This is a genomic window from Enterobacter cloacae complex sp.6700776, from assembly GCF_048284255.1.
In the GTDB taxonomy this organism is placed as follows: Bacteria; Pseudomonadota; Gammaproteobacteria; order Enterobacterales; family Enterobacteriaceae; genus Enterobacter; species Enterobacter intestinihominis.
This window is the reverse complement of the sequence record NZ_JBLVYK010000001.1, coordinates 437,324-449,520: the sequence shown is the minus strand read 5'-3', so window position 1 is coordinate 449,520 and position 12,197 is coordinate 437,324. Positions and strand designations below refer to the sequence as shown.

Annotated in this window: 10 protein-coding genes; 2 read left to right on the top strand and 8 right to left on the bottom strand. The window is 55.0% G+C overall.

All coding sequences use genetic code 11. From position 1 onward, the window contains the following. Positions 1 to 3 precede the first annotated feature (3 nt). The 6 genes from ACNQ0T_RS02320 to ACNQ0T_RS02295 form a co-directional block, all read right to left on the bottom strand. Complete coding sequence (locus tag ACNQ0T_RS02320) at positions 4 to 1,710, bottom strand: OmpA family protein (protein ID WP_058646463.1); 1,707 nt, start codon at positions 1,708 to 1,710, stop codon at positions 4 to 6. After that, positions 1,707 to 2,396 carry a type VI secretion system protein TssL, short form gene (gene tssL, locus ACNQ0T_RS02315; protein ID WP_063147252.1) on the bottom strand — a complete coding sequence of 230 codons (690 nt, stop codon included), beginning with the start codon at positions 2,394 to 2,396 and terminating at the stop codon, positions 1,707 to 1,709. Before tssL ends, ACNQ0T_RS02320 begins: the two co-directional genes overlap by 4 nt. Next, complete coding sequence (tssK, locus tag ACNQ0T_RS02310) at positions 2,393 to 3,733, bottom strand: type VI secretion system baseplate subunit TssK (RefSeq protein ID WP_022648283.1); 1,341 nt, start codon at positions 3,731 to 3,733, stop codon at positions 2,393 to 2,395. The genes tssL and tssK overlap by 4 nt, the downstream gene beginning before the upstream one ends. A 15-nt stretch (positions 3,734 to 3,748) precedes the next feature. Continuing rightward, positions 3,749 to 5,290, bottom strand: a complete 1,542-nt coding sequence (gene tssC / locus ACNQ0T_RS02305) for a type VI secretion system contractile sheath large subunit (RefSeq protein ID WP_417929468.1) — start codon at positions 5,288 to 5,290, stop codon at positions 3,749 to 3,751. 34 nt (positions 5,291 to 5,324) lie between these two features. After that, positions 5,325 to 5,816 (bottom strand): type VI secretion system contractile sheath small subunit, encoded by a 492-nt coding sequence (gene tssB, locus ACNQ0T_RS02300; protein ID WP_023300236.1) that lies wholly within the window; start codon positions 5,814 to 5,816, stop codon positions 5,325 to 5,327. Between the two features lie 612 nt (positions 5,817 to 6,428). Continuing rightward, the gene (locus tag ACNQ0T_RS02295; protein WP_022648286.1) at positions 6,429 to 8,045 is read right to left on the bottom strand and encodes a peptide ABC transporter substrate-binding protein; all 1,617 of its coding nucleotides are present in this window, start codon (positions 8,043 to 8,045) and stop codon (positions 6,429 to 6,431) included. A gap of 183 nt (positions 8,046 to 8,228) precedes the next feature. Between ACNQ0T_RS02295 and mpaA the strand changes: the two genes are divergently transcribed. Further along, positions 8,229 to 8,942 (top strand): murein tripeptide amidase MpaA, encoded by a 714-nt coding sequence (gene mpaA, locus ACNQ0T_RS02290; protein WP_161176948.1) that lies wholly within the window; start codon positions 8,229 to 8,231, stop codon positions 8,940 to 8,942. On the opposite strand, the gene ycjG is transcribed toward mpaA, so the two are convergent. After that, positions 8,933 to 9,898: an L-Ala-D/L-Glu epimerase gene (gene ycjG, locus ACNQ0T_RS02285; protein ID WP_046619740.1), complete on the bottom strand. Its 966-nt coding sequence runs from the start codon at positions 9,896 to 9,898 to the stop codon at positions 8,933 to 8,935. The two genes, mpaA and ycjG, sit on opposite strands and share 10 nt — an antisense overlap. A 106-nt stretch (positions 9,899 to 10,004) precedes the next feature. Here ycjG and tpx point away from each other — a divergent pair, with 106 nt between their 5' ends. Next, on the top strand, positions 10,005 to 10,511 hold the full coding sequence (gene tpx, locus ACNQ0T_RS02280) for a thiol peroxidase (protein ID WP_003856889.1): 507 nt from the start codon (positions 10,005 to 10,007) through the stop codon (positions 10,509 to 10,511). A 34-nt stretch (positions 10,512 to 10,545) separates the two neighbouring features. Here the strand turns inward: tpx and tyrR are convergent, their stop codons facing one another. Beyond that, complete coding sequence (tyrR, locus tag ACNQ0T_RS02275; RefSeq protein WP_023300239.1) at positions 10,546 to 12,087, bottom strand: transcriptional regulator TyrR; 1,542 nt, start codon at positions 12,085 to 12,087, stop codon at positions 10,546 to 10,548. Positions 12,088 to 12,197 lie beyond the last annotated feature (110 nt).

Below are 12,197 nucleotides of genomic sequence, written 5' to 3'. Positions count from 1 at the left end.
TAATTACTCCGTTAAGTTGTTATCAGCGCCATCATCCTGCGATGACGCGGGGGTGTTGCCCGGCAGCTGGCAGGCGTTCGCCTGCGGCACCAGACTGATTTCGACACGGCGGTTCAGCGCCCGGCCTTCCGCCGTGTCGTTGGTGGCGACAGGTCGGCTTTCACCGTAGCCCTGCACCGCAAAACAGCTCTCCGGCACATCGCCGGTGTCCCGCATCCAGTCGCGCACCGACTCCGCACGCTTCAGGGACAGCACCTGGTTGGACTGGTCATCCCCGGTGCTGTCGGTATGGCCCGCCACTACAATCAGCCAGCCGGGCTTCGCCTTAATGCCCACCAGTGAGTTCACCAGCAGCTTTGTTGAGGCGGGTTTCAGCGCCCATTTGCCGGTATCGAACAGCGACATGCTGTCGAGGCGGATGATTTTCGGCGCGACCTTTTCCACAGGCTTTGGTGGAGGAGGTGGTGGCACATATGAGCGGATCGCTTCCAGCACCGGTATTCGCAGACGTTCCCCCCGATAAAGCCCCAGCCCCAGCCGGGCCGGTACACCATTGCGTGCATGCTCATCCAGCAGCGCCGCATCCTCGCGCAGCACCTGTACGGCGCTGGCTTTAGGACCGTAATCATCCATGGCGATGCTGTTGTAACGGACAATATCGAAGCTAACGCGTTGCAGCAGTTGGCGGTTGTTCCAGCTACTGCTGAGCAGTGCAGCAATGGTCGCCAACGTGAAGATTCCGAGCGCACCGCGCCAGGTTCGTCCATGCGGTGTCAGGCCTCGTCCTTCTGGCAGTAAAGGGAGGACAAAATTCGGGAACAGGGAAATAACCGTACTGTCCGTTCCCGCCGGCTGCCAGCCAGACACCTGCTGCATCGCAGTATGGCGGGACAACCACGCTGTCCAGACAGAGGTGGCCATGCTTCCGGCCAGGATCGGGCCCAATCCCCACAGAACCGCAACAGGTTCAATGACAGGAATATCGGGGTTTTCATCCATAAGGACAGCGTGGACGTGCTGTTGGAACCAGCTCATCAGGCTGTTCATAAGCACCTGTTGATGCATCGCAGGCGTTCCGCCAGTATTAACCCATTCAGCAACTGAGCCAGGCGCTGAAGTCCCACTCCAGACCTTTACCCCTTCCCCCAGGATCGCCGTCTGCCAGAGCATGTCATTCATCATCGCACTGCCGACCTGTCCATTCAGAACCAGTGGCACAGAATGGCCGGTTGCTTTACGCAACCGACTAATCTGCCAGCGCAGGGCAAGCAAACGACTGGTAAGGCGTTCACTGTCAGGGTGCTGCTGCGGACAAACACTGACCATCACTGACAGCTGACGTCCCCAGTCGGGGCGCAACCACAGTACCTGACGGGCGGCCTGCTCCAGTTCCAGATGATCCTCCACACGGATCCAGCAGCCCTGCGTGACAGTAAGTACCGGTGACTGATGCGGCCAGGCAAGCGGCAGATCGCCACAGACCAGTACCACGGGCTGGCAATAACTCGTTTCAGGCAGGTCCTCCAGACACAGGGTGAAATCGTGCTGCACGCGACGGCAGGCGACAGCCCAGAACGCCATGATTAGCCCCAGTACCGCCAGCAGGACGAGAACGGAAACCAGCCGGGATGCTGGCAGAAACCACAGGCAGACCACTGCACTCAGCAGGGCAGCCCAGAGCGCAAGCCCGCGCTGTTGTGCAGGGCTCATTTCACGGCTCCCGGCAGCAGGGTAAGCAGTGTCTGATCCAGCCAGCAATCCAGTCCCCACCATAATGCGGTGACCACCACCACACTCAGGCCAATGCGCATGGGCCATGATGCAAGCCAACCCCTTATCCCCCGTCCGGCATGGCTTTCCGCCAGAACGGGATGGGGTTGTGAATAGCTGAACGGCGCAACATGTTCATTAAGTGCATTCATGAGTTTCTGCCGCTCAGGATCGTATAGGGAGCGGAAGTTGCCGAGGAATCCGAGCATCATGACCCGCTGGAAGCAGGTCACGACAGCGTGGTCAGGAGCCGGTTCACGCAGCACATCGCGCATCCGATCGCACAGCGTGTCACCGGCGTCCATGGTGCCAAGGAAGTGCCCCTGCAGGGGAATGTCATACCACTGCACGCAGGCATCATCCTCCACACCGCGACTCTTAACCGCCTCATCCAGCAGCGCACATTGTGCGGTGAGAATATGCCGGCAGCTGGCTTCATCAAGTTCGCCCGCTTTCAGCTCACGCTGCACACGTTCGACATCAGCAATGCAACGCTCCCACAGCGTGCGCCCTTCTCCATCCTGAAATTTCGGACCGTGACGCAGGCTGATCACCTGCAGCCAGGTATCCTGCAGCAGGGCATCAATATCAATGGCCGCGGCAGCGCCGCGTTTACGCTCACTCATGTTCTCAGCACCGCAAAGAGTTCGAGTTCAGGCTCGCCGAGCATGCCCGGAACGTAAAACATGCAGGTGCCGCCCTGGAGCATTTCAGTGGCCTGAGGATGAGAGACATCAAGACTGAAATACTGATTTTCCAGACGTAACGGAATGGCTGCCGGCACATGGCGCAGCGGGGTCAGCGGCACGCCCACCCGCGATGAATTGACGATACTTCTGACATGATCGGGGCTGCCAACCTTGCACTGGCGCGGGAACTGCTCCTGCAGCTGAGCCACCGGCACCATTGAACGCACGGAGAGGTAGTAATCCGCCCCTTCACGCAGACGCGGATCATGCAGACGGGCCTGCCAGAAGTGCAGCCGGGCATCGTGCTCAAGCTCAATCGCCACCACCCGCGATGGCAGACTGGCTTCCAGAAGGTCCCCCAGTAAATCAAACAGCGGCGGAAATACGTTATTCAGTTGCTCGTGCTGCCAGACCGGGATCGCACTCACCTGGTGCTCCAGCGAGAAGGTCAGCAGGCTGCCCGCCAGGCGGGCCAGCTCCGGATACAGGCGTTCAGGCGGACTTTGCGGATGGCGCTGAAACTGCCCCAGCACGGGCTCAGCGCTGTTGAGGGCATTCAGCAACCAGAACAGCGACACGTCGGCCACGGCAAAGTCTGCCATGCGCTCATTACTTTCCCGTCGCATGGCCATCAGTCGGCTCAGGCGTACACGTAGCTGGATCATCAGCTGTTCGAGCTGGGTTAACAGCCAGCGGCTGCCCTCGATGGCCAGGAGCGGGGGGAGAAACGTCTCATCAGGCTGCCATGCCCCCTGCAGATCCTGCTGCAGGCGGGCAACCGGACAGGTCAGGTAATCGCTGTTGTTCTGATGTGCAAACCGCAGCGTCAGCTCAGGACGCATTACCGCAATCTGGCGGGTATCGTCCCCGAAGGTATTGCGGATATCCTGCCAACGCTGGCGATAGCGAACAGGACGCCCGGCTACCTCATCGGGCTTAAGACAGTTGCCACCATTCGCGCGCAACAGCGGAAGCGCGAGCATCACTACCACCTCATTTGATTCACTCTCCAGCGCGAGAACCGGTGGCAGATCGTCAGCATTATCCGTGTCGATAAGCGTCCCGTCGGGGAAACGGATGTGCAGATGGCGGGCCTGCAGGCGGCCCAGTTTCAGTGCATCCGGTTCGAAAGTGGCTTCAATCACTCCCCAGGGATGGGAGAGACCTAACCGGGCGATGCATTCCGCAGACCAGGCCGCATACGCGGCCTGTTGCTGGAAGTGCTGGGGAGAGACCATCTGGCCCCTGCCCCATAACGGTTGTTCCGTTTTCATGCTTCCTGCCTTACGTTACGCTTTCGCTTTCGGCATCTGGCTCACCAGAGACAGGTTCACATCCATGCCTTCCACCTGGAAGTGCGGCACCGCAAACAGCTTCACGCGGAAGAAGCCCGGGTTGTCTTCGATATCTTCCACCACCACCTTCGCGTCACGCAGCGGATGAGAAGCCTGCAACTCATCGCCCGGATCGGTCATTTCCGTCACCAGACTACGCACCCAGGTATTCAGCTCCAGCTCCAGCAGACGGCGGTCCTTGGTGGTGCCGATGTTCTCGCGCTGGATGAGCTTCAGATAGTGCGCAATACGCGACAGCAGGAAGATGTACGGCAGACGGGCATTGATGCGGCTGTTGGCCGTGGCATCTGCGGTGTCGTACAGCGCCGGTTTCTGCGCGGAGTTCGCCGAGAAGAAGCAGGCATAGTCGCGGTTTTTGTAATACGAGAGCGGAATAAAGCCGAGGTTGGCAAACTCAAACTCGCGGGTCTCCGGGATCATCATCTCAGACGGGATTTTCACCTGGTTGCCGGTACCCAAATCGTACAGATGAATAGGCAGATCTTTCACCGCCCCGCCCGCCTGCGGGCCACGGATCTGCACGCACCAGCCGTTATTGATGAAGCTCTTCACCATGTTTGACGCGAAGGAGAACGACGCGCTGGTCCACAGGTATTTCTCGTGATCCGGGCCTTTCACCTGCTCAACGTAGTTAAAGCTGCGCACCGGTACGGTGTCCGGGCCATACGGCAGACGCCCCAGCACGCGCGGCATCACGAGGCCGATGTAGCGGGCGTCGTCAGTGTCGCGGAAGGATTTCCACTTGATGTATTCAGCGCGGTCGAAGTAGTTGCCGATGTCCTTAATTGCAGCGACCTCTTCCATAGAGTCTTTCAGGAAGAATTTCGGGCCGACAGAGCCAATAAACGGCATGTGTGCGGCGGCAGACACTTTCGAGATGTTGCGCAGCAGCGCCACATCCTGCGGGCTGGCGTCAAATTCATAGGATGAAATCACGGAACCAATCGGCTCGCCGCCCGGGGTGTCGTATTCGGCGGTATAGGTGTGCCAGTAGAGGCCGCTCTGGATCAGTTCCGGTGCATCCTCAAAATCCTGGCGCAGGTCGTCCTTGGAGACGTCCAGAATCTCGGTTTTCACATTCTGGCGGTAGTCGGTGTTGTCCACCAGCTGCTTCAGGCCGCGCCAGAGGGATTCCACTTTCTGGAACGCCTGGTGATGCATTACGGCATCCAGCTGACGGCTAATCTGGAAATCCAGTTCGGCGATATGGTGGTCAATCAGCGTTTTGTCGAGCTTCTCCACGGGCTGACCGGATTTGCGGATGCAGTCCATAAACACCTGCATCGCCGCCGTCAGGCGTTCACCCGCCGGCGCGTCAGAAAGCGCGGCATCATCCAGAAACGCATTGATATCACCCAGGCTCGAGGCCGGAGTCAGGTTGATTTTTTCAAACAGGGAGGCGTAAACGCCCTCTTTTTCCAGTACGATGGTCTGCCCCTGCGCGGAGGCGGTTTCACTATTCACAGACATCAGCATATTCCCGGTTAATCCATTAAATTACACATGCCGCTTATTTCGGGGCCAGTGCACTCATTTCGTCGCGTAATTCCTGAGACAGCGCCGGGTCCTTAAGAATTTTCTCGAGTTCTTTTCTGAAAGTGGCGTTATCAAGAAGATTGGATTTGAGGTCGCGTAATAAATTACGCATGGCCAGCATGGCGCGGAGCTGGGGGATCTGGCGGGCAACCTGTTCAGGTTCGAAATCCTTAATATCGGAGAAATTCAGTTTTATACTTTCCTCCGAACCATCGACAGCCATGGTGTTAGGCACCGTCAGATTAACCTCCGGGTTAAATTCCGAAAGTACGCTATTAAAGTTATTTTTGTTGACGTTGATTTTCTTCCTTTCGGACAATGGACGATTCTCTTTTCCATTACTGAAATCACCGACGGTGAGAAGTTTAAGCGGCAGTTCGACTTTCTTCTGCGCGCCGCCTGTATGCAGCGCCAGCTTTAAATTTATGCGTGCCTTGGGCACCTCATTCTGAAATGAATCGGCCATAGCAGTCCCTTTCTTTGCAAGAAATACGAGTTAAGTGAGTGACGGGTCTTTACAAAACCATATTAGAGCAAAAGCCCATTCATGATCAACTTTTCAGATCAAAGATCTGCACATGGATTTTTCTTAAGAATTTTCCACTAATCACTAGTATTTATAAATTCCAGATATAAGTGGCACGCAGAAAGTATTAACCATTTATTCACAATAGATTAGCAGGAACGTCTGCCTTGATAGAGAATATTGAATTCATTACCACCTGTCGTTGAATAATTGATTTATATCAATGCTGATCTAAGCATCAGCTGCAAAATCGCAGAGACATATCATCTTATTCAATAAACCTCCTGAATATGGAAAAATCCTATATCGGACAAAAGTCAGGTTTTAAATAGCAGGAATTAAGCTATTACATGGAGGATGTATAAATGCTTGCAGGCTTTTCAATAAACTGGAAAAGAGATGTCGCTCGAAGCATTCATCAAAAGAATAAATGATTTTTTATGAAAGGAATTTTGATAATAACTAGCCTGTAGGTACCATGAACCGTGTGTTCAGGCGCTTAAGCGATGTATAGCTATTTGCCAAAACCACTTAAGCGCCTTTCCTGTTTTTTTAATGCTTTTCAATATACATTGTACGACTGTACGCAACATCCTCTGGGTTATTTATCGGATACCCTTTAACCCAGGGCTTAATGAGGCGGCCATTGGTGTATTGATAAATAGGGGCTATCGGCGCTTTCTCGGCGAGGATCTTCTCGGCCATGTTGTAGTCTGCATTACGCGCTTTTTCAGTGGTTTCGAGCGTCGCCTGATGAATAATCTTATCGTAAGCAGGGTCGTTGAACCGTGAGATGTTGCCGGTGTGAGAGGACGTCAGCAGCGACAGGAATGTCGACGGCTCATTGTAATCCCCTACCCACGACGCACGGATCACGTCGAAATTCCCGGTATTGCGGCTGTCGATGTAGGTCTTCCATTCCTGATTCTGCAATTTAACGTCAACACCCAGATTTTTCTTCCACATAGATGCGACGGCAATGGCGATTTTCTGGTGGTTTTCAGACGTGTTGTACAGCAGCGTTAATTTCAGCGGGCGCTGGGGACCATAGCCTGCCGCCTGTAATAACGTTTTCGCCTGAGCATTTAGCTCCTGCTGCGACATCTGCTCAAATGGCGAGATTTCCGGTGTAAAACCGGCAGTGACATCGGGAGTGAAATGCCAGGCCGGTTTCTCACCGGTTCCCAGGACTTTTTCCGCCATAATACGTCTGTCGATAGTCATGCTGAGCGCCAGACGTACGCGGGCATCCGCAGTTGGGCCTTTTTGTGTGTTAAACGCGTAGTAATAGGTCCCAAGCTGTGGCGGTGTATAAACCTGTCCCGGAATATCTTTAAGCAGCTTCTGGTACATGTTTTTCGGAAACGATTCTGTAATATCGATATCGCCCGCCAGGTAGCGTTTGGTCGCTGAGGACTCCTGGTTGATTGGCACAAAGGTGACTTTTTTAAGCACCGTGTTGGCGTTATCCCAGTAGTGAGTATTCGGCTCAACCACCAGTTTTTCATTCACCACGCGATCTTTCAGCACATACGCACCGTTGCCGATGAGCGCGCCAGGGCGCGTCCATTCTTTACCGCTTTCCACGTTTGCCTTTTGAACAGGATAGAACGCAAAGCTAGCCGTGAGGTTGCTGAACCATGGCAGCGGTTTATCCAGCTGCACGCGCAGCGTTTTAGCATCGACTGCCGTCACGCCGAGCGTTTCCGGTGCAGCTTTACCATCGATAATGGCCTGCGCATTATTAATACCCGCCAGCGCTGCAAACCAGGCGAAAGGTGACGTAGTTTTAGGATCAACCAGACGACGCCAGCTGTAGACAAAATCTTGTGCCGTCACCGGGGTACCGTCAGACCACTTCGCGTTATCCCGCAACGTAAACGTCCAGACACGGTTATCGTTGCTCTGCCAGCGCGTCGCCACGCCGGGAACCAGCTCCCCTTTTTCGTTCTGATTCACCAGCCCTTCATAAAGGTCGCGGATCACCTGTATCTCGGGTAAACCCACCGCTTTTGCCGGATCGAGCGAGGCGGGTTCATCTTTAATGTGTCGAACCAGCTCCTGCTTTTGCGCCAGCTCCGTTCCCCTGGGAACCTCCGCGGCATATGAAAGTGAAGAAAACCCGCACAGCCACAGCGCAGTACAAAGAAGCGAAACAGGATGCTTCATACGATCCCCTTAATGATGTCAGGTAACAGGCAGATGCGTAATTATTTGTTTCGAAACGGAGAAATGCAAATGCTTCCTCAGGAAAGTTGATGTCAGGCAATTTTACACACAGACGGAAACTATTTGATTAAGCGCGGGTTTTGCACAACACTGCCAGAAGCGACTTCATCATCAGGGTTTATTATGGCAACCACCCGACCAAGAACGGAACGCGGCGCCTTCCCGCCCGGGACTGAACATTATGGCCGCTCATTTTTAGGCGCCCCACTGATCTGGTTTCCGGCTCCCGAGCCCGATCGCACAAGCGGCTTAATCATTGCGGGCACACATGGCGACGAAAACTCGTCCATCGTGACGCTTTCGTGCGCGCTACGTACGCTGGCCCCCGATTTACGACGACAACATGTGATTTTGACCGTCAACCCGGACGGATGCCAGCTTGGATTACGGGCGAATGCACGAGGCGTTGACCTTAACAGGAACTTTCCGGCAGCAAACTGGCGTGCCGGTGAAACGGTGTATCGCTGGAACAGTTCGGCGCAGGAACGAGATGTGGTCCTGCTTACGGGAGAAAAACCGGGTTCCGAGCCCGAAACCCAGGCGCTGTGTCAGCTTATTCATAAGATCCACCCGGCCTGGGTTGTCTCTTTCCACGATCCCCTCGCCTGTATTGAAGATCCTCGTCATACAGCGCTCGGGCAGTGGCTGGCGGATGCGTTTGCTCTACCTCTGGTAACCAGCGTCGGGTATGAAACGCCCGGGTCGTTTGGCAGCTGGTGCGCGGACCTCAGTCTTCACTGTATCACCGCAGAGTTTCCGCCTATTTCCTCGGATGAAGCGAGTGAAAAATACCTCAGAGCGATGACAGATCTTCTGCGCTGGCAGCCTCAAAGATGAAGTACGCCGGAGGTAAAACTCAGGGCGGGTGAAACGTCAACCGCCAGCCAGGTTGGGCCATCCAGATCGGCAAAACGCACGCTGTTCACCAGCGGGAGTGCAGCACCGATCGCTCTGGACGTACACAACATACAGCCCAGCATCAGGGAAAAGCCTTGCGCCTGGGCATCTTGTGCCAGTGCCAGGGCCTCGGTTAACCCACCCGTTTTATCCAGCTTGATGTTCACCATCTCGTAGCGGCCCTTGAGGGCTGACAGGCTCTCACGGGTATGACAGCTTTCGTCTGCACAGACGGGAAGCGGATGAATAAAATTCGCCAGCGCGGCATCGTCTTCTGCCGGGAGAGGCTGCTCCAGCATGGCAACGCCCAGATCGGCAAGCAGCTGACAACGGGCTGCCAGCCCTTCGCTGTGCCATGATTCGTTCGCATCGACGATAAGGGTGGCATCAGGTACCGCCGCACGAATGGCGACCATGCGTTCGCTAATCAGACGATCGTCGAGCTTCACCTTTAATAAGGTTGCACCGGTGGCATACAACGCCTGAGCGCTGGCGGCCATTTGCTCTGGTTCACCAATGACCACCGTTTGCGCGGTGACGATCAATTGCGGCAGCGTAACGTCCAGCAGCGAAGGTAGCGGTTTTTGTTGTTTCGCCGCTTCCAGACTCCAGAGTGCGCAGTCAATCGCGTTACGTGCCGCGCCGGCCGGCAACCTCTGCTGAAGAGCCTCACGCGTCAGGCCCGCCTGCAACTCGGGCACCACCGTCATAATTTGCGCCATGACTGACGCCAGGCTTTCTCCGTAGCGAGGATAAGGGGTACATTCCCCGACGCCTTTTACGCCGTCCTCTTCACATTCAACCACGACCACGCAGGCCTCATTACGGCTGCCGCGCGAGATCACAAACGGGGTGTGCAATGGCCAGGCTTCTTCATAGACCTTAACGCTTCTCATCACTGACTCCTTGCAGGCCGGAAAGGCAGAAAATTGGTTTGCCGTGCTAACTGCGGATGACATACACTAGCCACGACGTTAACTATTTGTAAACAGGAAGATATCTATGTCACAACTCGTTCATTTCCAGGGCAACCCGGTTGCTGTTGCAGGTTCCATCCCACAGTCTGGCAGCAAAGCACAGCCTTTTACTCTGGTGGCTAAAGATCTGTCTGACGTCACGCTGAGCCAGTTTGCTGGCAAACGTAAAGTCCTGAACATTTTCCCAAGCATCGATACTGGCGTTTGTGCTGCATCAGTGCGTAAATTCAACCAGCTGGCGACCGAAATGGACAACACCGTAGTGCTGTGCATTTCTGCTGACCTGCCGTTTGCCCAGTCCCGTTTCTGCGGCGCTGAAGGCCTGAGCAACGTCATCACCCTTTCCACTCTGCGCAGCCCGGATTTCCTGGAAAAATACGGTGTTGCCATTTCCGAAGGCGCGCTGAAGGGTCTGGCTGCTCGTGCGGTGCTGGTGATCGATGAAAACGACAACGTTGTTTTCAGTGAGCTGGTTAACGAAATCACTACCGAACCGGATTACACCGCTGCACTTGAGGCACTTAAAGCCTAAACGTAAAAAAGCCTCTGCAAAGAGGCTTTTTTATTTATTCGTCACCCTTCTTCTGATTTAACCCATACTCGCGCAGCTTATTCGCAATCGCGGTATGTGACACCCCAAGACGTTTAGCCAGCTTGCGCGTGCTCGGATAGCTGCGATAAAGCTGCGTTAACACCGAACGCTCGAAACGGCTGGTGATGTCATCCAGCGAGCCTTCCATTGCCTCTTCGCCTACCGAGACCGTCCCGGCATCGTAATCCGGCAACAGAATATCCTGAGGACGCAGTTCATACCCTTCAAGCTGAGTTAATGCGCGATAGACCGCATTTTTTAGCTGACGAATATTGCCCGGCCAGCCGTAACGCGTCAGCACGGTACCCAGGTCGGCAGAGAGCTTCGGACGCGGCACGCCCTGCTCGTCGGCAAAACGGGCGACGAAGAGTTCCGTCAACGGCATGATGTCCTGCGGGCAATCGCGCAGCGGCGGAATATTGAGCGTCAGAACGTTGAGACGATAGTAGAGATCTTCGCGGAATACCCCTTTCTGCACCAGCTCCACCAGGTTTTTCTGGGTGGCGCAGATGACGCGTACATCCACGTGCACTTCATGATCTTCCCCCACGCGGCGGAACGTACCGTCATTGAGAAAACGCAGCAGTTTCGCCTGCATGCGTGGCGACATTTCACCAATCTCGTCCAGCAACACCGAGCCGCCATTCGCCTGTTCAAAGAAGCCTTTTTTGCCTTCCGGCGCATGCCCGAACAGTTCACTTTCCACCGCATCTTCAGGAATAGACGCGCAGTTCAGCGCCAGATACGGTTTTGCCGCACGCGGGCTGGCCATATGCACAGCATGCGCCAGCAGATCTTTCCCCGTACCGGTATCCCCGGTAATCAGCAGCGGTGCCGTAAGATTTGCCAGCTTGCGCGCCTGGTCGAGCACGTGACGCATCTTCGGGCTCACCGCAATAATCTGGCTGAATGCGCCTACGTCCTGGCTGGAAAGGTTCTGTAACTGGCGTCCCATGCGCACCGTGGAGCGCAGCATGATTACCGCGCCGGTGAGCACCCGCGCGGCATTTTCCCCTTTCAGGTAGACCGGCGTGATCTCCATCAGGAAATTCTGTCCATTGATGACGACGTGCTCGCTATGGGTATTTTGCGGGTTGCTGTCCAGCCAGCGCTGGAAATTAAAACCTGGGATCAATTGCGTGGCGTGATGACCGATTAGCTTTTCCTGAGTCTGCGCAAACAGCTGGCAACTGGCCTGGTTAACGCGCTCGACTTTGTTTTTCAGATCGAGAGAGAGAAACGGCTCCGGCATTGCTTCCAGCAGTGCGCTCAGCGCAAGGTGTTCCCGCTCGGATGGCATCCAGGGGATGGTGCGTACATCCGTAACGCCAGCGATACGGCGGATTTCGGCCATCAGGCTACTGAAGGTATTAAATTCAATTTCGGCAAAATTGAGGTAAATTCGCCCGACAGGGTCGATCTCTATGCCACGTAAATCAATGCTACGTAAAACAAGAAGATCGAGTAACTCGCGGGTCAGACCGAGACGGTCCTCACAAAAGACTTCCAAACGCATGGGAAATTCACCGTTTAAGCCAATAACAGTAAAATGATATGTCAGATCACGGTATTCGGGAAGGTGGCTGTCAACAAATATTGACAGCCCGCACGATTAGTAAACGAAAC

Excerpts from the sequence above, each read along its gene's own strand:
- ACNQ0T_RS02320 (WP_058646463.1), bottom strand. The coding sequence starts at position 1,710 with ATGAGCCCTGCACAACAGCGCGGGCTTGCGCTCTGGGCTGCCCTGCTG.
- tssL (WP_063147252.1), bottom strand. The coding sequence starts at position 2,396 with ATGAGTGAGCGTAAACGCGGCGCTGCCGCGGCCATTGATATTGATGCC.
- tssK (WP_022648283.1), bottom strand. The coding sequence starts at position 3,733 with ATGAAAACGGAACAACCGTTATGGGGCAGGGGCCAGATGGTCTCTCCC.
- tssC (WP_417929468.1), bottom strand. The coding sequence starts at position 5,290 with ATGCTGATGTCTGTGAATAGTGAAACCGCCTCCGCGCAGGGGCAGACC.
- tssB (WP_023300236.1), bottom strand. The coding sequence starts at position 5,816 with ATGGCCGATTCATTTCAGAATGAGGTGCCCAAGGCACGCATAAATTTA.
- ACNQ0T_RS02295 (WP_022648286.1), bottom strand. The coding sequence starts at position 8,045 with ATGAAGCATCCTGTTTCGCTTCTTTGTACTGCGCTGTGGCTGTGCGGG.
- mpaA (WP_161176948.1), top strand. The coding sequence starts at position 8,229 with ATGGCAACCACCCGACCAAGAACGGAACGCGGCGCCTTCCCGCCCGGG.
- ycjG (WP_046619740.1), bottom strand. The coding sequence starts at position 9,898 with ATGAGAAGCGTTAAGGTCTATGAAGAAGCCTGGCCATTGCACACCCCG.
- tpx (WP_003856889.1), top strand. The coding sequence starts at position 10,005 with ATGTCACAACTCGTTCATTTCCAGGGCAACCCGGTTGCTGTTGCAGGT.
- tyrR (WP_023300239.1), bottom strand. The coding sequence starts at position 12,087 with ATGCGTTTGGAAGTCTTTTGTGAGGACCGTCTCGGTCTGACCCGCGAG.